Source organism: Streptomyces sp. RLA131 (assembly GCF_056270125.1).
In genome coordinates this window covers 3,746,467-3,768,094 of the sequence record NZ_JBWDOQ010000002.1, presented here as the reverse complement: position 1 = coordinate 3,768,094, position 21,628 = coordinate 3,746,467, and the positions used below count along the sequence as shown (strand labels likewise).

19 protein-coding genes, 1 tRNA gene and 2 pseudogenes are annotated in these 21,628 nt (G+C 69.2%); 17 read left to right on the top strand and 5 right to left on the bottom strand.

Translation table 11 applies throughout. From position 1 onward, the window contains the following. Positions 1–31: 31 nt before the first annotated feature. Positions 32–1,138, bottom strand: coding sequence for a MerR family transcriptional regulator (locus RWE79_RS18000; RefSeq protein WP_475941097.1), 1,107 nt, complete (start codon positions 1,136–1,138; stop codon positions 32–34). A gap of 260 nt (positions 1,139–1,398) precedes the next feature. Here RWE79_RS18000 and RWE79_RS17995 point away from each other — a divergent pair, with 260 nt between their 5' ends. From RWE79_RS17995 to RWE79_RS17985, 3 genes are all read left to right on the top strand, one after another. Beyond that, a complete protein-coding gene (locus RWE79_RS17995) occupies positions 1,399–1,878 on the top strand; it encodes a helix-turn-helix domain-containing protein (RefSeq protein ID WP_475941096.1) in 480 nt (159 codons plus the stop codon). 36 nt (positions 1,879–1,914) lie between these two features. Continuing rightward, complete coding sequence (locus RWE79_RS17990) at positions 1,915–2,541, top strand: hypothetical protein (protein WP_475941095.1); 627 nt, start codon at positions 1,915–1,917, stop codon at positions 2,539–2,541. Positions 2,542–2,634: 93 nt separating this feature from the next. Further along, positions 2,635–2,976: a DUF2516 family protein gene (locus RWE79_RS17985; RefSeq protein ID WP_475941094.1), complete on the top strand. Its 342-nt coding sequence runs from the start codon at positions 2,635–2,637 to the stop codon at positions 2,974–2,976. Between the two features lie 22 nt (positions 2,977–2,998). On the opposite strand, the gene RWE79_RS17980 is transcribed toward RWE79_RS17985, so the two are convergent. Together RWE79_RS17980 and RWE79_RS17975 are read right to left on the bottom strand one after the other, a co-directional pair. After that, positions 2,999–4,399, bottom strand: coding sequence for a PP2C family protein-serine/threonine phosphatase (locus RWE79_RS17980; RefSeq protein WP_475945900.1), 1,401 nt, complete (start codon positions 4,397–4,399; stop codon positions 2,999–3,001). A 242-nt stretch (positions 4,400–4,641) separates the two neighbouring features. Then, entirely contained in the window at positions 4,642–5,442 is an 801-nt protein-coding gene (locus RWE79_RS17975) for a class I SAM-dependent methyltransferase (RefSeq protein WP_475941093.1), read from the bottom strand. 120 nt (positions 5,443–5,562) lie between these two features. Here RWE79_RS17975 and RWE79_RS17970 point away from each other — a divergent pair, with 120 nt between their 5' ends. The 4 genes from RWE79_RS17970 to RWE79_RS17955 all read left to right on the top strand — a co-directional run bounded on the left by RWE79_RS17970 (position 5,563) and on the right by RWE79_RS17955 (position 9,716). Beyond that, positions 5,563–6,774 carry a DNA polymerase III subunit delta' gene (locus RWE79_RS17970; RefSeq protein WP_475941092.1) on the top strand — a complete coding sequence of 404 codons (1,212 nt, stop codon included), beginning with the start codon at positions 5,563–5,565 and terminating at the stop codon, positions 6,772–6,774. Between the two features lie 138 nt (positions 6,775–6,912). Then, positions 6,913–7,887: an alpha/beta hydrolase gene (locus RWE79_RS17965; protein WP_475941091.1), complete on the top strand. Its 975-nt coding sequence runs from the start codon at positions 6,913–6,915 to the stop codon at positions 7,885–7,887. Between the two features lie 80 nt (positions 7,888–7,967). Further along, complete coding sequence (locus RWE79_RS17960; protein WP_475941090.1) at positions 7,968–9,539, top strand: alpha/beta hydrolase; 1,572 nt, start codon at positions 7,968–7,970, stop codon at positions 9,537–9,539. A 100-nt stretch (positions 9,540–9,639) separates the two neighbouring features. Then, positions 9,640–9,716, top strand: a tRNA-Thr gene (locus tag RWE79_RS17955). Positions 9,717–9,804: 88 nt separating this feature from the next. Here the strand turns inward: RWE79_RS17955 and RWE79_RS17950 are convergent. Further along, positions 9,805–9,972 (bottom strand): hypothetical protein, encoded by a 168-nt coding sequence (locus RWE79_RS17950; protein ID WP_475941089.1) that lies wholly within the window; start codon positions 9,970–9,972, stop codon positions 9,805–9,807. A 97-nt stretch (positions 9,973–10,069) separates the two neighbouring features. Continuing rightward, complete coding sequence (locus RWE79_RS17945) at positions 10,070–10,873, bottom strand: hypothetical protein (RefSeq protein WP_475941088.1); 804 nt, start codon at positions 10,871–10,873, stop codon at positions 10,070–10,072. 152 nt (positions 10,874–11,025) lie between these two features. Here RWE79_RS17945 and RWE79_RS17940 point away from each other — a divergent pair, with 152 nt between their 5' ends. The 10 genes and pseudogenes from RWE79_RS17940 to RWE79_RS17895 all read left to right on the top strand — a co-directional run bounded on the left by RWE79_RS17940 (position 11,026) and on the right by RWE79_RS17895 (position 21,601). Next, on the top strand, positions 11,026–11,301 hold the full coding sequence (locus tag RWE79_RS17940; protein ID WP_475941087.1) for a hypothetical protein: 276 nt from the start codon (positions 11,026–11,028) through the stop codon (positions 11,299–11,301). Beyond that, entirely contained in the window at positions 11,301–11,696 is a 396-nt protein-coding gene (locus tag RWE79_RS17935; protein ID WP_475941086.1) for a hypothetical protein, read from the top strand. The genes RWE79_RS17940 and RWE79_RS17935 overlap by 1 nt, the downstream gene beginning before the upstream one ends. Positions 11,697–13,162: 1,466 nt before the next feature. Then, positions 13,163–13,402: a hypothetical protein gene (locus RWE79_RS17930; RefSeq protein WP_475941085.1), complete on the top strand. Its 240-nt coding sequence runs from the start codon at positions 13,163–13,165 to the stop codon at positions 13,400–13,402. A 680-nt stretch (positions 13,403–14,082) separates the two neighbouring features. Beyond that, positions 14,083–14,823, top strand: coding sequence for a TauD/TfdA family dioxygenase (locus tag RWE79_RS17925; protein ID WP_475941084.1), 741 nt, complete (start codon positions 14,083–14,085; stop codon positions 14,821–14,823). Between the two features lie 27 nt (positions 14,824–14,850). Next, positions 14,851–15,258: pseudogene (panD, locus tag RWE79_RS17920) on the top strand (aspartate 1-decarboxylase); the annotation flags it as partial. 29 nt (positions 15,259–15,287) lie between these two features. Further along, a pseudogene (locus RWE79_RS17915) lies at positions 15,288–16,657 on the top strand (DUF6002 family protein). 35 nt (positions 16,658–16,692) lie between these two features. Further along, positions 16,693–17,928, top strand: a complete 1,236-nt coding sequence (locus RWE79_RS17910) for a GNAT family N-acetyltransferase (protein ID WP_475941083.1) — start codon at positions 16,693–16,695, stop codon at positions 17,926–17,928. Continuing rightward, complete coding sequence (locus tag RWE79_RS17905) at positions 17,928–19,037, top strand: hypothetical protein (protein ID WP_475941082.1); 1,110 nt, start codon at positions 17,928–17,930, stop codon at positions 19,035–19,037. The genes RWE79_RS17910 and RWE79_RS17905 overlap by 1 nt, the downstream gene beginning before the upstream one ends. Beyond that, on the top strand, positions 19,030–20,316 hold the full coding sequence (locus tag RWE79_RS17900) for an aspartate aminotransferase family protein (RefSeq protein WP_475941081.1): 1,287 nt from the start codon (positions 19,030–19,032) through the stop codon (positions 20,314–20,316). Before RWE79_RS17905 ends, RWE79_RS17900 begins: the two co-directional genes overlap by 8 nt. Positions 20,317–20,422: 106 nt before the next feature. Then, the gene (locus RWE79_RS17895) at positions 20,423–21,601 is read left to right on the top strand and encodes an IS4 family transposase (RefSeq protein WP_475940874.1); all 1,179 of its coding nucleotides are present in this window, start codon (positions 20,423–20,425) and stop codon (positions 21,599–21,601) included. Positions 21,602–21,628 lie beyond the last annotated feature (27 nt).

Below are 21,628 nucleotides of genomic sequence, written 5' to 3'. Positions count from 1 at the left end.
GTCGGCCCCTGTCGCTTTCGGTGTTCCCACGCTAGAAGGCCATGCGGTCAGCTTCTGTCCGCGATTCCCCCGCCTCCCGTACGTCGGCGACCACACAGCTGACGTTGTCGGGGCCCCCGGAGCCGTTGGCCAGGGCCACGAGATCGCGGACCGCCTGCTCGGGCTCCCCGATCCCGGAGAGCACCCGGTGGATCTCTCCGGTCGACACGACGGTCGACAGACCGTCGGAGCAGAGCAGGTACCGGTCTCCCCGCCGGGCGTCGTGGAGGCGCATGTCGGGGGTGGTGTCGGCTCCTGGGCCCAGGGCCCGGACCAGCAGCGACCGCTGAGGGTGGGAGGCGGCTTCTTCCGGGCTGAGGCGTCCTTCGTCGACCATCGACTGCACCATGGTGTGGTCGTGGGTGATCTGGAACAGCTCTCCGTCGCGCATGAGGTAGACGCGGGAGTCGCCGATGTGGACGAGCGCCAGCTGTGATCCGGTCCAGAGCATCGCGGTGAGCGTCGTGCCGGTGTCTTCTGAAGAGCCGCTCCTGGCGATGTCGTGCACGGCCTGCTTGGCCTGTTCGATGACGTCTCCGAGGACGTCGAGGAGACTGCCGGCCGGGATGCTGTCGGTTTCGAGGTGCTTGAGCGCGTTGACGGCGGCCGCGCCGGCAGCGCCTCCTTGGCTGCCGCAGCCGTCCGCGACGGCCAGCAGACGGGATCCGGCGTAGGCCGTGTCCTGGTTGCTCGGGCGGACCAGACCGGCATCGGACAGGGCGGCGTAGCGCAGTTCCAGGGGCTTGACGGTCGGGGACATGGCGGAGTCCTTCTGGGACAGGTGGTCGACGAGGAAGGCGGCCAGGTCGCGCCGGGTGGCGGTGTCGGCCTCGATCCGGGCCCAGAACGCGCTGATCTCGCGCGCCGCCCCGGACGCCGGAAGCAGGCAGACCTGCTGGATCCGGGCCAGCGGCATGCCGAGCCTGCGGAGCCACGCCACCAGCCGGGCCCGCTCCAGCTGCTCGGGGGCGTAGTGGCGGTAGCCGGTCACCGGGTCGACGCGGGCCGGGGGCAGCAGCCCGAGTTCGTCGTAGAGACGCAGCGCCTTCGGTGACAGCCGGGAGGCCCTCGCGAACGCCCCGATGGTCAGCAGCCCCATGCCTGTTCCTCCTCGCGCCGGGCCCGTCGCCCGGCTCCACCGATGCTGTGGCTTTCCCCAGGGTGAAGGTCAAGGAGCGAGGAAGGACGGCCGGCCCGACTCCCCGGTCTCACCCGCCCGCTGCGCGGAGCAGATCGGTGATCGCCCGGAGCACGCGTCCGGACGCTGAGCCCCGGAGGCGGCGGGGCCAGGCGGCGCCGCATTATCCTTTTGCAAGCAGTGCGCTTGCAAAAGTTAGCGCTACCCGGCAGTATCGAGGCATGGCTTCACTCAATGTCGGCAACCTCGGTGAGTACCTGCGGGAGCAACGCCGCAACGCGCAGCTGTCGCTGCGTCAGCTCGCCGACGCCGCAGGGGTGTCGAACCCCTACCTCAGCCAGATCGAGCGCGGGCTGCGCAAACCGAGCGCGGACATCCTGCAGCAGCTCGCCAAGGCACTGCGCATCTCGGCCGAGACCCTGTACGTGCAGGCGGGGATCCTGGACGAGCGTGACCAGGAGGGCATCGAGCTGCGGGCCGCGATCCTGGCGGACACCACGATCAACGAGAAGCAGAAGCAGGTACTGCTGCAGATCTACGAGTCGTTCCGCAAGGAGAACGGCGTCGTGGACGAGGATCAGACGAAGCCGCCGGCGCCACCGCGCAAGCGGGCGGCGAGGAAGGCGGCCAAGAAGGCTGTCACCGTGCTGAAGCCGAGGACGACGGGTGGCGGTGGCGACGACGCCGCGGCCGCCGGATAACGCCAGAACCCCCAACCCTCATACGGGAGAACCCTCATGGCGATCACCGAAGACATCGTGAAGACCTTCAAGGACCCGACCCCGCTCTACGCGCTGGCCGGCACCGCCGACCTGGCCGCGGAGAAGCTCAAGGAGGTCCCGCCGCTGATCGAGAAGCTGAAGGCGGAGGCGCCGCAGCGGATCGAGAAGGTGCGTGGCGCCGACCCCAAGGCCGTGCAGGAGAAGGTCACCGCGCAGGCCAAGGAGGCCCAGACCAAGGCTCAGGCCAAGGTCAGCGAGCTGCTGGGCACGATCGACGGCGACGTGAAGAAGCTGCGCGACGCCGCGCAGGACTTCGCGCTGCAGCAGGTCGGCCGGGCCGCGGAGTACGCGGTCAAGGCCCGGGAGACGTACGACGAGCTGGCCGAGCGCGGCAAGGGTGCCGTGGCGACCTGGCGCGGCGAGGCCGCCGAGCAGGTCGAGGAGGTCGCGATCGCGATCGAGCCCGACCCCCTGCCGAAGCCCGGTCCGGCCGCGGTCCCGGCCCCCGCCCCGGCCGAGGCGAAGAAGCCGGATCCGGCTCCGGCCCCCGCCTCCGCTCCGGCCTCCGCTCCTGCCTCCGCCTCCAGCGGCGCCAAGAAGACCCAGGCGAAGAAGCCCACCGGCGGCAGGCCGGTGCAGTAACGAGACCGTGACACGGGGCCGGGCACACACCACGTGCCCGGCCCGTTCTCTGGGTACGGTGGACCGGACACGACGGACGACGAGGTGGGCAGCATGCTGGTGGCGGGGTTCTTCAGTCTCCTGGGGCTGGTTTCCTGGGCGCTCTTGGCGTTCGCGCTGTTCGCGTTCATCGACGCGGCCATCCACCGCGAGGACGCCTATCGCGCGGCCGACAAGAACACCAAGGCCTTCTGGCTGATCATCCTCGGTATCGCCGCCGTGGTGATGAAGATCTTCTCGATCCTGTCGTTCCTGCCGATCATCGGCCTGATCGCGGTGATCGTCTACACGGTCGACGTGCGCCCCAAGCTCCGTGAGGTCTCCGGCAAGGGCGGCCCGCGCCGGCCGCGCGGCGGCAGCAGCAGTGACGGGCCGTACGGGCCCTTCAACCGCTGACCCGGTCTCGTTGGCCCCGGCCTCAGGCCGGCCGGCTGGTCCGGTCCAGCAGTACCAGCGCCACGTCGTCCGTCAGCTCTCCGCCGTTGAGCTCGCGCACCTCGGTGACCGCCGCGTCGAGCAGGTCCTCGCCACGCAGGCCGGCCGCCAGCCGGGCGGCGATCAGCCGCACCATGCCGTCCTGGCCGAGCCGCTGCGTGCCCTGGCCGATGCGGCCCTCGATCAGGCCGTCGGTGTAGAGCATCAGGCTCCATGCCTCACCCAGCTCGATGCGGGCCGGTTCCCAGTCCGCGTCCGGCAGCAGTCCGAGTGCGGCGCCCCCGTGCTCGTACGGCAGCAGGTGCGGCACCTCGCCGGGGCGGGAGACCAGCGGCGAGGGGTGACCGGCCAGATAGAGGTCGGCGGTGCGGCCGTCGGGGGCGATGTCCAGGGCGCACAGCGTCGCGAAGATCTCGTCGTCCGCCCGCTCGTGCTCCAGGACCTGCTGCAGGGTGGCGAGCAGACGGCTGCCGGTCAGCCCGGCGAGGATCAGCGCGCGCCAGGCGATGCGCAGTTCCACCCCGAGCGCCGCCTCGTCCGGGCCGTGGCCGCAGACGTCGCCGATCATCGCGTGAACGGTGCCGTCGGGGGTCCGTACCGTGTCGTAGAAGTCGCCGCCGAGCAGGGCGCGGCTGCGGCCGGGGCGGTAGTGGGAGGCGAAGCCCAGCCACTCCTCGGCGCCGGCCAGCAGCGGCACGGGCAGCAGGCCGCGTTCCAGGCGGGAGTTCTCCTGGGCGAGCAGACGGGTCTCGGCCAGCTTGCGCTGGGCGATGTCGGCGCGCTTGCGCTCCACGGCGTAGCGGATGGCGCGGGTGAGGTGGGACGGGTCGAGCTCGTCCGTGGTGAGGTAGTCCTGCGCGCCGATCCGGACCGCCTCGGCGGCGCGCTCGGCACTGGTCTCGCCGGTGCTGGTCAGCACCAGCACGGCGGTACGGGGCGCCAGACGCAGCACATGGCGCAGGCTGTCGAGCAGCTCGGTCTGGCCGGCCAGGTCCAGCAGGATGCAGTTGACGTCGTCCTTCAGCAGCCGTTCGGCCTCGGTGAGGTTGCGGGCCCGGCGGATGCGGACCCGGGTGCCGGAGACGTCGAGCAGGTCCGGGACGGTGAAGGCACCGGTGGGGTCGTCACCGATGGCCAGCAGCGTGAGGGCAGGGGAGCTCCGGCCGTCGGCCATGTGCTCCTGGCGCGGCCCCGGTACGGAGGCCTGGGGGACCTCTGTTGCGGACATCGGATGTTCCTTCCCTCCCCCCGAGGGTGCTGTGCTGAGTGGCGACCATAGCGGCAGCGGGCGCCGCGGTGGGAGAGCTGACGGTAAACCGCCTGTGTCATATGCGGCTCCGAGCAGGGGATTTCGCCTCGCAGGGGACGAACTGGACATGACCAAGGTCACGTTTGGAAACTGAGTGCGGGTGGCGTGGGTCACGCCCGCCGCGAGGCCTCCGGAACGTACCGGTCCGCCCGGTTCGTTCCGGGGCCGCGCAAGCCGGTGCGCGACCGCGGTCGCGGCACCGGGGCAGGCGGCACCGGGCAGGCGGCACCGGGCAGGCGGCACCGGGCAGGCGGCACCGGGCCGGCCTGCGCGGGCCGGCCTGCGCGGGCAGACCGGCGCCGAGCCGGCCGACCGGGTCAGGCGCGGGGCGCCAACGCGTCCCAGCGGACGGTCACTTCGCCCTGCCGCCAGCGGGCCGGGCCGTCCACGACCGGCCAGCCGTCCGTCTCCGCCAGGGTCCGTACCGCCCGGATCCAGCGCTGCCGGGCCCCCAGCGAAGCGAACGGCGCCGCCGCGGCCCAGGCCCGGTCGAATCCGGTGAGGAAGGCGTGCACCGGCTCGCCCGGCACATTGCGGTGGATCAGCGCCTTCGGCAGCCGTTCCGCCAGGTCCGACGGGCGGCCGAGCGAGCCCAGCCGGGTCGCGAAGGTCACCGTCCGGGGGCCTTCCGGGCCCAGCGCCACCCACACATGGCGCCGCCCGATCTCGTCGCACGTGCCCTCGACCAGCGTCCCGCCGGGCGCGAGGCGGGCCGTCAGCCGTGCCCAGACCGCCGCCACCTCGGCCTCGTCGTACTGGCGCAGCACGTTCGCGGCCCGGATCAGGGCGGGGCGGGCGCGGTCCGGGAGCGGGATCTCGAACCCCCCGTGGACGAAGCTCAGCCCGTCGCCCTCGTAACGCCGCGCCGCCTCGACCCGGGCCGGGTCGATCTCGACGCCGACCAGGCGCAGGTCCGGGCGTACGTCCCTGCGCAGGCGGCCGAGCAGTTCGACGGCGGTCCAGGGTGCCGCCCCGTAGCCCAGGTCCACGGCGATCGGATCGGCCGCGCTGCGCAGGGCCGGGCCGCAGGTGGCGGCGATCCACCGGTCCATCCGGCGCAGCCGGTTCGGGTTGGTCGTGCCGCGGGTGACGGCGCCGACGGGACGGGCGGGGCGCATAGGGCGAGCGTATGCGAGACGGGGTCGGCCCCGTGGTGGGGTAGGGGGCGTCCCGGGGCCGGAAGTGTCGGTGGCGTACCCGACAATGGGGAGGACGTAACGCGGCAGAGGAGCGGCTCCATGGCGGTATGGGACGACCTGGTCGGGCAGGACCGGGTGACGGCGCAGCTGTCGGCGGCCGCGCGGGACGCGGATGCCTATGTCACCGCGGCGATGGCGGGGGAGCCGCGGCCGGCCGCGTCGAAGATGACGCACGCCTGGCTGTTCACCGGCCCCCCGGGCTCCGGGCGGTCGACCGCGGCCCGCGCGTTCGCGGCGGCGCTGCAGTGCGTCAGCCCGGACCGGGCCCTGGGCGGCGCGCCGGGCTGCGGCTTCTGCGACGGCTGCCACACCACGATGATCGGCACCCACGCCGATGTGGAGTTCGTCCGTACCGACCTGCTCTCCATCGGCGTCAAGGACACCCGGGACCTGGTGCGCCGCGCCGCCCTCTCCCCGGCCGGCGGCCGCTGGCAGGTGATCGTCCTGGAGGACGCCGACCGCCTCACCGAGGGCGCCGGCAATGTGCTGCTCAAGGCCGTCGAGGAGCCCGCGCCCCGCACCGTGTGGCTGCTGTGCGCCCCCTCCGTGGAGGACGCGCTGCCGACGATCCGGTCCCGCTGCCGGCACCTCGGCCTGCGCACGCCGCCCGTCGAGGCGGTACGGGATGTGCTGATCCGCCGCGACGGCATCGAACCCGCCGCCGCCGAGGCCGCCGCCCGGGCCACCCAGGGGCACATCGGCCGCGCCCGCCGCCTCGCCACCGACGAGCAGGCCAGGTCCCGGCGGGCCGCGGTGCTGAGGATGCCGCTGCGGGTGGCCGACGTCGGCGGCTGCCTCAAGGCCGCCCAGGAGCTGGTCGACTCCGCCTCGGACGACGCCAAGCAGGTCGCCGAGGGGGCCGACGCCAAGGAGACCGAGGAGATGCGCGCCGCCCTGGGGGCCTCCGCCGGAGCCGGCAGCCGAATGCCGCGCGGCACGGCCGGCGTGATGAAGGACCTGGCCGACCGCCAGAAGCGCCGCTCCACCCGCACCCAGCGCGACACCCTCGACCTCGCCCTCACCGACCTCGCCGGCTTCTACCGCGATGTGCTCGCCGTCCAGCTCGGCACCGGTGTCGCCATCGCCAACGTCGAGTTCCGCGACGCCATCGACCGCATCGCCGCCGAGTGCCGCCCCGAGCACACCCTGCGCCGCATCGAGGCGATCCTCGCCTGCCGCGAGGCCCTCGACCGCAATGTCGCGCCGCTGCTGGCCGTCGAGGCGATGGCCCTGGCGCTGCGGGCGGGCTGACGGCGCCGCCCGCTCCCCCCTTCGGGTGATCATCGTGCCCGGCGGGCGGGACGAACCGCGTCGGCGCCGGGCGTACGGCGGCGCGTGGCGCAGGCTGCTGCCTTGCCCCCACCGCTGTCTTCGAGGTGGTACGTCACCGTGGCCCACGCCCTCCCGCTGCTCCCCGGCGCCCTCGCACTACTGGCCCTGGCGGCCGCTGTCACCATGGCGGCCCTCGCCCGCTCGGCGCTGCGGCACTGGTGGGCGCAGCGTGCGGGCAGACCGTACGAACTGCCGGTCGCGTACGCGGGCACCGTGCTGCGCGCGAGCGGCGCGGCGCTGGCGGGGGCCGTGCTGGCGGTCGCCCTGTGGACGACGGCCTCCGGCGGCTCGTGGGAAGCCGCAGGGGGCGCCGGCGCACAACCGGCGCACAGTTCACCACCACGCGCCGCTGAACGCGCCCCCTCGCATCCCTCGCACCACCCACATCCCGTAGGCCCCCCGGCGGACCCCGCCGCGCGCCCGCCCCGCACCATCGCCCACCCCGCCGACGGCACCCTCCAGCGCTACGCCGACGGCACCCGGGTCTGGCTCCCGCCCCAGTACCGCTACCCCGGCGCCGCCGACCTCGACTTCCCCGTCGTCGTGGCCTACGCGGCGCCCACCCAGGACCCCGCCGACCTGATCGACGCCTTCGCCGCCCACACCCGCCGCGGCCTGGCCGACCCCTTCGTGATCGTCCTGCCCGTCCACTGCGGCACCCCGGTCCCGGCCGCCGTCACCGCCCGCTACCGCGTCGCCCCGGCCCGCTCCGCCCGCGGCCTGCTCGGCCTCGGCGCCGACGCGCCCTGCGCCGTACGCGAAGCCCTCGCCCACCCCGACCGCTACGGCGCCACCGCCGCCGTCTCGGGCACGTACGACCGGCTCACCCCGCCCCCCGCGGACGGCACCGAACTGCTCCTGGCCACCCCCTCCGGAGAGGAGGCGCACGCCGCCTCCGCCCTGCGCCTGCGCGACACCCTCGGCCACCCCGACGGGGTGCGCATCCTCGACGGCGCCGGCCCGCCTGGCCGGCTGCTCGCCCTCGTCGCCGGCTACTTCACCGAGATCCTGGACGGACCGAATCACCCATAAGGGGGCGGCGGAAGACGTATTCCGCCCCACCAGGACGGATACGCTCCCAAACACCCGACGGGAGGAACCGAGGCACCTTGATGCACACCCCGCGCCTGCTCCGCACCTCCGGCACCGTTATCGCGGTCGCCGGCCTGCTGCTCACCGCCTGCTCCACCGGGAGCGACGGTCACAGCGCCGCCGCCTCCTCACCCTCCTCACCCTCTTCACTGACCGCGCTCCCCTCGTCCGGCACCTCGGACTCCGCCGCGCTCAAGCCGTACTACGAGCAGAAGCTGAACTGGAAGGACTGCAACAACGCCGCCTTCCAGTGCGCGGCCATGAAGGTGCCGCTCGACTACGACGCCCCCTCCACCGCGACCGACCTCAAGCTCGCCGTCGCCCGTAAGAAGGCCACCGGCCCCGGCAGCCGCCTCGGCTCCCTCCTGGTCAACCCCGGCGGCCCCGGCGGCTCGGCCATCGACTACCTGCAGTACGCGGCCGTGGGCTACCCCGCCCCCGTCACCGCCCGCTACGACATGGCCGCCGTGGACCCGCGCGGCGTCGCCCGCAGCGAGCCCGTGAAGTGCCTCACCGACAAGCAGATGGACGCCTACTCGGCCACCGACGTCACCCCGGACGACGCCGCCGAGCAGGCCGCCCTCGTCAAGGCCGACAAGGCCTTCGCCGCCGGCTGCGAGCAGCGCGCGGGCAAGATCCTCAAGCACATCTCCACCGTCGAGTCGGCCCGTGACATGGACATCTTCCGGGCCCTCCTCGGCGACCGGAAGCTCAACTACGTCGGCAAGTCGTACGGCACCCTCCTCGGCGCCACCTACGCCGGCCTCTTCCCCTCCCGCGTCGGCCGCCTCGTCCTCGACGGCGCCGTCGACCCCTCCGTCTCCGCCCTGGAGTCCGCCCGCGCCCAGGCAGGCGGCTTCGAGACCGCCTTCAACGCCTTCGCCAAGGACTGCGTGCGCCGCACCGGCTGCCCCCTCGGCCGGGTCAGCGCCGCCGACGCCGGCCACAAGCTCGACGCCTTCCTCAAGCAGCTCGACGCCCACCCCCTGAAAACCGGCACCAGCCGCAAACTCACCGAGGCCCTCGGCGCCACCGGCGTCATCTCCGCCATGTACGACGAGTCCCAGTGGGGCGTCCTGCGCCAGGCCCTCACCAAGGCCGAGAAGGGAGACGGCAGCGCCCTCCTGGCCCTCTCCGACTCCTACTACGAGCGCTCCCCCAATGGCCGTTACGCCAACCTCATGTACGCCAACGCCGCCGTCAACTGCCTCGACCTCCCCGCCGCCCTCAAGAACCCCGCCGCCGTCACCCGCGCCCTCCCCTCCTTCACCCGGGTCTCCCCCCACTTCGGCGCCAACCTCGCCTGGTCCAGCCTCATCTGCGGCTACTGGCCCGTCGCCCCCACCGGCACCCCCCACCGCATCACCGCCCCCGGCGCCGCCCCCATCCTCGTGGTCGGCACCACCCGCGACCCCGCCACCCCCTACGCCTGGGCCAAGTCCCTCGCCGGCCAACTCGACTCCGGCACCCTCCTCACCTACGACGGCGACGGCCACACCGCCTACGGCCGCGGATCCGACTGCATCGACACCGCCGTCAACCGCTACCTCCTCGAAGGCGACGTCCCCCCCGACGACAAGAAGTGCAGCTAGCGCCCCCCGCCACCCCCTCCCGCCGCTGTCCGGAGCACCCCTCGAAACTGTGTAGACTTGGCCGCGCTGCCGCTGCCAGTCTGACTGTGCCCGGCAGCTTGCCGCCTTAGCTCAGTTGGCCAGAGCAACGCACTCGTAATGCGTAGGTCTCGGGTTCGAATCCCGAAGGCGGCTCCAGTGGAGGCCAGGTCACACTACCCGTGACCTGGCCTTTTTGTTGCTAGTAGGGGTGTGGCGTCGTTCGCCCTGAGTGCCACGCAATGGCTTACGTGAGCGGACAGGTGGGAGCGCCGTGCTCAAGCTTCTTGCGCTTGGCCTTCTGGCCCTTCTTCTTTGCTTTCGGCCTGCGCCCGCCCTGCCCTGGAGGGCTTTGCAGCTGTCTCAGCGGCGTGCTTGCCGACGTGAGAAAGAGGCTCTGGTAGATGCCCTGCATGTTCCGAGTGTGGCTGTGCTCAAGCGTGTCGGAGACGATCTCGATGTCCAGGCCGGCGGCGAGGCGATACAGCCATCCCTCACCCCCGATCGGATTGCTACTCGGGCATTGGCGGCGTGCCGGGTGCCTTCCGTGCCGCGCCCGTGAAACGTTCCCGACTGAGTTCCCGTGATTCCTTGTTGCGCTTGAGTACATCCACCATCGCTGCTGCCTCGCCCACGGTCGCGGACAGTCGCTCGACGTTCTCCAACAGTGCGCCCCGCGCATCTCCGGACACCTGCCGGTACTGCTCGATGGTCTTCATTACCTCCCTCAACAGGGGGTGACCATCAAGGTCTCGTAGGTCCCGCCCCTGATCACCGTAGGCATTTACGAGCTCCACAAGCTGTTCCGTGCGCTGCCTGTACTCCTCTGTTGCCTCGGCCATAGCCTCAGCGCGAACAGGCCGGCCGTCGATCGCTGCTATGGCGGCTTGGGATACCTCGATGAACCGGGTGGAGACTTCGACGTCTTCCTGCATCGTCTCGGTCAGGTTCTCAGCCGCATGCGTGACTTCCTCGGGCCCCAAGAGCGCGATGCGCCGTGCACGCTCTGCCATGCGATTTGCGGCCCCTCTGAGTTCGTCGAGGCCCGTTGAGTCGGGGTCGTGCGCATCTCCGGATGTTTGGGTGATACGCAGGCACTCGTCCCAGGCTTCGAGGAAGCTCTCGTATGTACTGAGCCGCTGCTGCCTCAGCCAATGGCCATGCTCCACGGCGCCCTGGTCCTGCACCTGTCGCCGTACGGTTTCGGCGTTCTTCTCGGCGCCGAATCTGGATGCTCGTGCTCCCACAACGGCGCCCGGCCCGGTTGCAGCCAGCCCGATCACTGCGACAACGAGAGCAATCACGAAGTCCTCCACAGCAGTTCATCATGCCGGTACAGCCGATACCTGGAGCGCGCATCCGGGACTTCTACCGTTGGTCGAACATCTGGCGGGGTTCGGCGGAGGCAGGCGTCCGCGTATCTGAGACGCTCGCTGCGCGTCGACGGATCGACGGTATGATGACTGGTATGGCAACGAAGAAGTACACGGTGACGCTGCCCGAGGAGCTGGCGGAGGAGATCCGCGCGGAGGTGGGTTCCGGAGGGTTCAGCCGGTACGTCGCACAAGCCATAGAGCGCCAGCGCGAGCGGGATCACCTCCATGAGTTCGTGGGCTGGTGGGAGGGTGAGCACGGAGAGGTCACCGACGAGGAACTGGCGCGCGCGGAGGCGGAGCGCCTGGTGCTCCAGCGGCAGCATGCGGAACGCAAGGCCCGCTCTGTGTCGGACCGCAGGGCGAGTTGATGTCCGCACTCGTCTATCTCCTCGACAGCGAGGGTCTCTCCCAGGCGGTCCTGGGCCACCGCGCGATGGGTGCCCGTCTCAAGGACGCGGATCGCTCCGGGATTCGGGTGGTGACCACGTCCATGACACTCATCGAGGCGTATCACAAGCGTGTCAAGCAGGCCGCGTGGAAGTGGACCCTCTCCAAGATCGCCGTCGAGCCGGTCACCCAGGAAGTCGCGGGCGAGGCGATCGGCCTGCTGGAGACCGCTGGGCTGCACGGGCACAAGTATGCGATCGACGCCGCACTCGCCGCCGTAGCCCTGCGCCAGCGCGGCGATGTCTCGATCTTCACCTCGGACGAGGAGGACATGAGGCTGCTCTGCGGCGACCATGTCGTCATTTACGGCATTTGAGGGACAGGGGTCGATCAGGAGAGCGGATCGACCCCGCTTCGCTGTGCGAACCGACCACGGATGACGCTGGACCGGGCGCGCTGCACCTCGTGCTTGCTGCCTTCCCCGTGATCCGAACGCCGTGGACTGAACTGGTGCAGGCCGGCCCGATCCGCCCGAGCCGCGTGAGCGATGCGTGAGCGGACGACGCAACACCAAGCCCCCGACACCGGACCTGACCCCCAGGCTGAACGCCGCTGACCAGCAGAAACCGGATTCGGTGGCACCGCCGACGACCCTGCATCACGATCCCGCCAGCCCTCGTAATGCGTAGGTCTCGGGTTCGAATCCCGAAGGCGGCTCCATGGTGAACCCCAGGTCAAGCCTTTGGCCGCCTGGGGTTTCTTGTTTTCGTTTGACCTTGGAATTCGGACTAATCGGGCACTCGTGGTCTGCGCATCGTGATGCGTAGGTCGGAGGTTTGGTTTCTGTGACGAGATGGACGATCCAACGCTGTGGCCTGGTATTTTCCTTGCTCGTTGGGAATGGATCATGCTGACGCAAAGGGCCCCGGTGGACAACCGGTGGACAGGCGTGCGTGACACTCCGTCAGAGGACTCTCGCTCCCTCTGGGCCGAGGGTGAAATCCACCGGTCGCCGATGGGACGGTCGGTGTCATCGGGATTGTCCGGTGCCGACAGATCTCACGTCCGACTCGGGTCCTGGCGATGATTGGCCGTGAGCACCTGCAGTAGCCGATCGGGGCTCGGCCTCGAAGGAGCGGCTGCGTCGGTGTATGCGGGAGCGCCGTCCCATTTCAGAGAGAGATCCGTTCATGGATGTAAACGGATCTCGGTGGCACGCGTACTCCGGGCTTTGTGCGAACAGGCCGTCCACCCAACGGAGTTCGAACGCTGTGCCTGTGCGCTCCTGCAATCGCAGTACCCGGGTCTGTCCGCGATTGAGGGCGGGCACGACTTCGGTCGCCATGCCGATATCTACTTTCCGTGGGGCTCCGAGGATGTGAACGCTCGCGGGCATCTGCTTGTCGCCACCGGGGATCCGGTGGCGAACCTGCGTACGGGCCTACGCCGAATGCGCGAAGAACGTGCACGTCGATCTGGTGGTGATGGCCTGCTCGCAACCGTTGACGCAACGAAGCGCGCGACCATGGTTCGGCTGTGTACCGAACGTAGCCTCCCGGCGCCGCACATCTATGGCTGCGACTGGTTCGTCGTCCGCAGGGTGCGGCCGTCACGGCGGCGACTGAAGAAGCTGACCGACTTCGAGAAGAAAACCGGCTCGCGGTACTCGGTCGCTGCCACGAACATCAGGCACACGTGGGGCATCGCCGGTTCCCACCAGATCCAGTTCCTCGACGCTCTGCACCCCGACCATGCCGAAGTGGAGGACCGGGTGCGCACGAACAAGGCGATGGGCCTGCGCAATCTGCCCTCACACAGTCCTGGCAGATCAACGCGGAATGGATGCTCACCGCGAACCTCGCGGTCGATCTCGACGCCTGGCTCCGTCTGCTGACCCTGCACGACAGCGAGGAACTGGCCAACACCGAGCCGGACACCATGCGTTTCCGTCTTTACCACCTGCCCGCACGCCTGGCCTGTCACGCCCGCCGCCGCTACCTGCGCATCGAGCGGACCTGGGCCTGGGCGTCGGCGTTCACCACCAGTTGGAGGCGACTCACCCAGGTTCCGGCCGTCACCTGACGGCCGGCACCGCCCCGACGAGGACCAGGAAGGAGAGACCCGCGGTCTCCGGGCCCGTGGAACCCGGCGCAGCCGCGGCGTCACGCGAGGGCCCACCATCTACCGGCAGAGGACATTACGGGCGAACCGTCGGACCGATCAGCGACCGAATCCCGCTGAAGAATCGAGGCTAAGGACGCTGTTATCGCTGGTAGGAAGCCAATGAGAGCAAAAGCACGACCGAGGCGACATGCCCTGCCAGCACCGGCCGAGCGTCAATCGGAATCGCGGATTTCGTTTGCGGTCGGCCTTCCCGGACGCCGCCGTTTTTCTGAACGAAGCTCCAATAGTTTGCGGCAGGGAATGAGGGGCAGCCACCTTACGGAGGGACGGCCACCAAAATAGCTGGCAGGGTTTCGCGAATATCGCATCTCGCAGAGAAGGATCTTTCCTGACAGAAAAATTATGAGGCTACGAAGTGACGTGGGATCACTAGCCGGCAATCAATGGCCACGGCTTAAGGCGGTCTAGGTGCCGCCGCAGGACGACTGAACAGCGGAAACGAGTTGTTGCAGAGGTCATTCCAGCGGTTCCCTCCAATGTCGTCAACTCCATCGCGTAATTCTTCAGCAAGAACGGAATGCGGTCCATTGGCACTATTTCGCCCATCGATAATCCAATCCTTCTCCAAGGAGGAAATTATGACTCATTCACCGATGAGCATCCTGTCTCAGGTCGACTTCAATAATCAGCCGCTGAGTGACCAGTTACTCATGAAAACATTTCACCAGCTCATGGATGAGCACGGTTACGTCCTCATGTGTAACGTGCCTGATGCTTTCGATCAGGTGCGCTTCTGCCGCAGCCTCGGGAGCTTCGTCCCCAACTACACGGGCGCCGTAATCGGCGACGTGCGGCCGGAGCCGGGGATGGACGACGTCTACCACGCCGGCAACACCAGGCCTCTGACCCCGCATTCCGAGGGCTACGACTTCGCTGTGACCCCGCCCCGCTACATCGCCCTGTGGTGCGTCACGCCTGCCGCCGGCCCCGGCGGGGAGACCACACTGGCCGACACCCGCCCGTGGGTGGAGGCCCTGCCCGAGGACGAGCGCAAGACCCTGGAGCGCTCCGAGTACACCTGGAAGACCACGGAAGGCGTGCAGCGGCAGGGATTGGACCTGAAGACCCGTCACCCCATTCTCGAACAACACGACCAAGGGCTCATCGTCCGCTTCAGTTGCAACAACCTGCTCCGGGAGGACGACGACCCTTCGGCACAGCTGCAGGAGCACTGGCGCGCAGCCTTCGACGCCGATCATGTGGCTATCGACTACCACAAGAACGACGTACTCGTGTGGGACAACTGGCGGCTGCTTCACGCCCGCAATGCCTTCAGTGACCGCAGCCGACACCTGCGCCGCATCCAGATCGCGGCCTGACGCACGCCCCCGGGAAGCGAGTTCCGCATGCAACGCACCATGCTGCACAGCAAGATCCACAGGGCCACGGTGACTCAGGCCAACCTGCACTACGTGGGCTCCGTGACCATCGATCAGGACCTGATCGAGGCTGCTGGTCTGCTGCCGGGCGAACAGGTTGACGTCGTCGACATCGACAACGGCAGCCGACTCAGCACATACGTGATCGAAGGTGAGCGAGGCAGCGGGATCATCGGCATCAACCGTGCCGCGGCCCGGCTGATTTCCCCCGGTGACCTGGTCATCATCATCGGCTACGTGACCGTCACCGACGAGGAGGCCCGGGAGTTGCAGCCCCAGGTCGCCTTCGTTGACCGGGACAACCGGTTACTCGAAACCGGGAACGACCTTGCTCACGCCCCGTCGGCCCCGGACCCATACGACGACCTCGTCCGTGGCGATCTACTGGCGCACCAGGACAGTCGATGCCCACCACCGCAGCCACAGCCGCGCCTCAGCCAGTCACCATCCGCCCCACCCATTGCGCGGGCGCTCTGAGTCGCTACCGCCCGGAACTGCAGGACATCCTTGCCCACGCCGCGACCCTGGACCAGGACGCGAAGCGATTCTCCCCGGGATGGGAACTGCCGTCTCCCAGCGCCGCGCTTGACGTCTTCCTGGAGCCGAGCGGTATCAGTGCCCCGGTTCTGGAACCCTACGGTGGCGCACAGCTCACTCTGCTCAACCTGATGCACAACCCCCGCACCAGAACCACCAAGACCTTCGCCTCACTGATGATCGTGGCGAGAGCGGTCGCCCACATCCAGCGGACCGGTGAGTCCATCCTCATCGTCACCCCCTCCAGCGCGAACAAAGCCACTGCGCTGCGGGATGCGGTCCTGCGAGCCTACGAGACCGGCCTTGCCGGCCCGGACCAGTTGCGCGTCGTGTGCGTCGTGCCGTCCACCTCTCGCTACAAGCTCTGGCGCTCCCAGCTCACCGATGATCCCCAACTGCGCCGCGTCAACCCCCTGGCCGTCTTGGACAGCCGCGAACCGGGGGAGGTCAAACAGCTCGCGCGAGCCGTGGCCGACCAGGAGGCCGAGACCCTCCACACACAACAGGGCATACGGGTGTGGCACTCGCTCGAACTGGCCAACTACGTGGTGGCTGACGCCGTCCGGGCTCTTTTCGAACGCGACCATTTGCCGCCGGGCCCTCGTATGCATGCCCACGCAGCTCCAGCGCGTTCGGCCTCCTGGGCCACCACTACGGTCAGCAGCAGCACAGCGGTCAGGAATGGCCGGACACGGGAGCTGGATACTTCTTGGTCCAGCATCTCGGCACCCCGGACATGGTGGCGAGTCTCTACCATCAGCGCTTTGACCACCGACCCGCCTGGACAGAGCATGAAGGATCGTTCGTCCAGGATTCCGACCCGCACTTCCCCCAGATGGCTTACGCCCCTGACGAGCAGCTCGAACCGACCTTCTACACCAAGACTCCCGCCACATCGCCCCGGATGAACGAGATCATCCGCCGCCAGGGCGGGGGAGGCATCGTGGTCTCGCTGCCCGAGTGCCTTGAGCGATATCCGCGCGTTCGCCGTCTTCTCGCGGCCGTGGACGTCCGGCTGCCGGCAGATCCACGCAGCCTGCGGGAATGGTCGCTGGTGATGGCCGTCACCGGGGTCCTGAACGGCCTGGACCGTGGCCTGATCACTTCGCCGGACGTCCTCATCCACGCCTCCGGCTCCTACGACGCCGAAGACTATCTGCCGCCTGAAGGCGACCAACTCCAGCAGATCAGCACGCTTGAGGACCTGCGGCACGTCCTGCACACCGCGGCTTCCTGACCCCGCGATCCGTCCGCCAGACTGGGAGCCCCGTCGTGCCCGTGACCTCCGTCCCGCCCGCGACCCCGACCGCCCCGCCGCCCTCCGGTCGCCGTCCCCCAGGTCGCCATCCCAATCGGCTCAGGGACGCCCGGTCCTGGCTCACCTACACCTGGAACAACAGTCCCCACTCAGCCTGGCGTGCCGCCCGTCGTATCCGCGACGGGCGGGGCGGCCCAGTCCAGGTCATCGTCTCCCGTGCCGATCCCGACCAGGTGAGCTTCGCCTACCTGGGGCTGCCGATCGGCGAGGTCAACATCCTGCAGTTCCTGGAACACCAACGCGCCCTTCAGGGAGGCCCTACTCGCCACCGCGAGCGCACCACTGCCCGCTGGCGGGACCTGAACGCCGGCCACTGGCCGGACGCCGACCTGATCGTCGTCGGCGCCGAAGCCCGCCGAGTCGCTCACCTGCCCGAGGGCCGGAGCCTGACCGCCCCCTTCCGCGTCCATCTGGTCGTCGACCTCCCCGCCACGTTCGAGCAGCTTCAACAACAGGTCTCCAAACGTGAGCGGTGGCAGTTCCGCCGCAATCAGAAGCAGCAGCAGTGGGTGATCGAAGAGGACGCCTCACCGGAGGGATTCGCCTTCTTCTACACACGTATGCACGCCCCCACCATGGAGCGCCGGCATGGCGACCGCAGCCGGACCGAATCGTTCAGCATCGCCTACGACGCCATTCTTCGTCACGGCACCCTCTTCTTCGTCACTCGATCCGGGGAGCGCGTCGCGGGCGTGCTGTGCCACTGGTCGGCCGACCGCCGTACCCTGACCACTCGCCTGCTCGGTGTCCTCGACGGCCGTGACGAGCACTACGAGGCAGGAGCCTTCAAGGCCGTCTACCACCTGCTTCTTCAGTGGGCGTGTGAGCACGGCGTCCCCAGAGTGGACTTCTTCGGCACCGAGGCGTTTTTCAGCAAGGGCATCTTCCAGTGGAAGCGCAAGTTCTCCCCCCGAGTGGAACTCCCGCCCAATCACTTCGCCACCAAGCGCGTCCGCTTGTACGTCCGCCGCGACACCGCGGCGGTCCGTGACTTCCTGGTCGCCAACCCCCTGCTGTGCCTGGATGCCTCCGGCGTCCTGCAGCCGGTCTACTTCACCGACGCTCAGCGGCAGCCCCGCTTGGACATCAGCTCTCAGTGCAGTGAAATGCCCGAACCTCGCACGGTCGACCTCGACACCTTCTTGGCCCCTGATGCCGCTCCGGCCCACGTTCTGTTCCGGAATGTGTGATGGAGGCATCCCGGAACATCACGATTCTCGGCACCGGAGCCTTCGCCACGGGCCTGGTCCGCTCGCTCGCCGGCCACCCGGGACCTGCCCTCACCGTCCATGTGATCGGCCGCAGCCTCGCCCGGAGCACCAGGCTGGCCGAACTCGGCAATGCCCACGCCACCCTGGCCGACACCGCGATCTCATTCGCCGCCCTGGCCGCGGACCTCTCCGAAACGGGCGACCTGCGCCCCCTGCTCACCCGCCTCCGCCCCGGCGTCCTGGTGATCTGCGCGTCCGACCAGTCGCCTTCCGAGACCCGCAACGGTTCCTCGGCATGGACCCACCTCCTGCGTCAGGCCGGGTTCGGCGTGACATTGCCCCTGCAGGCCGCACTCGCGCTCCGTGCCTCCCGCGCCTGCGCCGAGGTATGCCCAGCCACTGCCGTGGTCAACGCCTGTTTCCCCGACGCTGTCAACACTCTCCTGCGGGCAGCCGATGCACCGGCCCAGTGCGGCCTGGGAAATGTCGCCACGCTCGCCACTGCTATACGGGCCCAATTGGGGGTGCGCGACGAGAGCCGGCTCAAGCTGCTCGCCCACCATGCGCACCTGCACGCTCCCGCCGACCCCAGCGAGGATGCCGCCGCCTGGCTCGATGACCGGCCGCTGGGTCGGCTTCCGCAACTACTAGCGCACGTCCGCGGACATCCGCGCGAGGACCTCAACGAAATCGGTGCCGCCGCCGGTGCGTCCGTCCTGCGGGCCCTCACGGACGAGGACCACTCCTACGTGGGCCACGTCCCCGGACCCCACGGCCTCCCTGGCGGCTATCCGGTCGTCATCACCGGGCGCAGCATCGCCCTACGCCTGCCGCCTGGTATGTCGGAGCGGCAGGCCATTGCCTGGAACGCGTCCCGAGCCCCCCTCGACGGCATCACCGTCGACCCCCACGGCAAGGCGGAATTCACCCCGTCCGCAGCCCAGGCCCTGCACCAGCACTGGCCCGATGCCCCCATCGCGTTCGGCCCGCAGGACCTCGCCGACCTGGCCGCCCGGCAACTACGTCTGCGCGACGACCTGCGCCGACTGCCCACGCCTTCCCCTGCCGAGGAGTCCGCCCATGCCTGACAGTCTGCTCACCCGCCACCGCCGGGTGCTCCCCCGCTGGGTCACCCCCTACTACGACGAGCCACTGTCCATCTCACGCGCCGTGGATCGCACGGTCACCGATACCACTGGCCGACGCTACCTGGACTTCTTCGCCGGCATCCTCACCAACAGCATCGGCTACAACATCCCGGAGATCCGCGACGCCCTGAACCGCCAACTCGACACCGGCGTTGTGCACACTTCCACCCTTTATCTCATCGACGCCCAGGTACGCCTTGCCGAACGCCTTGCCGAACTCTCCGGTATCAACAACCCAGCCGTGTATTTCACGAACTCCGGCACCGAGGCCAACGACACCGCCCTGCTCGCCGCCACTTGCCACACACAGAGCAACCATGTTGTCGCTCTCACTGACAGCTATCACGGCAGGTCTCTTACCTCCACTGCCGTTTCCGGGCTCGCCGGATGGCAGCCCAGTCCCTACAGCGCGCTGAAGGTCACCTGGGCCGCCAATGGCAACACCCCGAAACCCGACGCCGCACCGCCCGCCGGATCCGATCCCGCCGCCGACCTGCAGGCCCAACTCGCCGACGGGCCGCCGCTCGCCGCCTTGGTCGTCGAACCCGTCCAAGGCCTTGCCGGCTTCCACATCCCTCCCACCGGACTGCTGCGCCGCTATCACGACATCACCGCAGACCGCGGCGCTGTGCTGATCTGCGATGAGGTGCAGACCGCCTGGGGCCGTACCGGCCAGCACTTCTGGGGACACCAACTGCACGACCTGCAACCCGACATGTTGACTTTCGCCAAGGGAGTGGCCAACGGGATGGCGATGGGCGGCGTCATCGCCCGGCGCGACATCCTGGACAGCATCCCCGGGAAGTCCATCTCGACTTTCGGCGGCAATCCTCTCGCGTGCACTGCCGCCCTGGCCACCCTCGACTACCTGCGCGACCATGATCTCCAACGCAACGCCGCCACGATCGGCGACCGCATGCTGCGAGGGCTGCGTCGACTTGCCACTGACGTCGCCTTCGTCGGTGCGGTACGGGGATACGGACTGATGCTGGCCGTCGACATCATCGACCCCCTCACCCGTGCAGCCGATCCTGATCGTGCCCGTCTGATCCTTGAGGACACCCGCGCAGCCGGTCTCCTCCTTGGGTTGGGCGGCGCTGATGGCAGCACCCTGCGTATCGCTCCTCCACTCACTGTGACCGCATCAGAGTCCGACGAGGCCCTGCGGATCCTGGAGCACGCCACCGCACCAAGCCCAACGCCGGGCGGCGGAAGATGACCAGCGGCTTTCCCCCAGGCACAACTCCCGAGAACGCCTAGCCCCAATGCCGTTGCCTTTGCTGTAGGCGTACTGTGCTTGGCAGTTCGTCCCGGGGGTGGTTCGGATGGCTGCGAGTGTGTCTGACTTATCGGGTCTCGGCCTGTTGACCTGGGTGTATCCGCCAGGCTTGGTGGACCGGGTGGTGACGGCGTGCGGCCGTGCCGAGCGACGTCAGCGGCTGCTTCCCGCGCGGCTGGTGGTGTACTTCGTGCTGGCGTTGGCCCTGTTCTCACCTGCCCCGTATCTGGAAGTGATGCGCCATCTCGTCGAGGGCTTGCGGGGCTCGGGGCTGCTGGGCAACTGGCGTGTTCCGGCGAAGTCCTCGCTGTTCAGGGCCCGGCAGCGGCTGGGCTCCGAGCCGCTGCGGGTGCTGTTCGCCACGACCGCGAAGCCGATGGCGACCGAGGCGACGCCCGGCGCGTTCTGGCGGGGCTTGCGGCTGCTCGCCGTCGACGGCACGTGCTGGGACGTCGCGGACAGTGAAGCCAACGAGACTGCCTTCGGACGTCCGGGCAGTGGCCGCGGGTCGGGCAGGAGCGCGTTTCCGCAAGTGCGGATGGCAGCTCTGGTGGAGATCGGCAGCCATGCGGTGCTGGACGCGGAACTGGCCGGCTGCCGCACCGGGGAAGTCACTCTGGTAGGCCGCCTGCCGCGTTCGACCGGCCCAGGTCAGCTGGTCCTGGCCGACCGTGGGTTCCTTGGCGTCCCGTTGTGGCAGGCGTTCACCGCCACCGGCGCCGACCTGCTGTGGCGGGTGCCCGCCAACCGCGTCCTGCCCGTCACCAAACAGTTCCGCGACGGGTCATGGCTCTCACACATCAGAGCGAGCGGCGGCCCGGCCCGCAAGGAGCCGGTTGTGGTCCGTGTCCTGGCCTACCGGCTCAAGGACCGGGCCGGTGAGGGTGAGACCGACGACTATCGCCTGGTCACCAGCCTGCTGGACGCCCGACGGTATCCTGCCCGGCAGCTGGCCGCGCTCTACCGCGAACGCTGGGAGATCGAGTCCGTCTTCGCCGAGATCAAAACCCATCAGCGTGGCGCACGCGTCGTGCTCAGCAGTAAAACACCCGACGGTGTTCACCAGCAGATCTGGGCACACCTGCTGGTCCACCACGCTCTGCGGGAACTCATGCTGAGAACGGCTGCCACCCGTGGCCTGGGCCCTGACCGGGTCTCCTTCACCGAAACGCTGCGCTCTGCCCGGCGCAGCGTGACCGTCACGCCGGGCAGTTTTTCCCCCTGACCTCCTGGTCAGAGCACTGGTGATGCT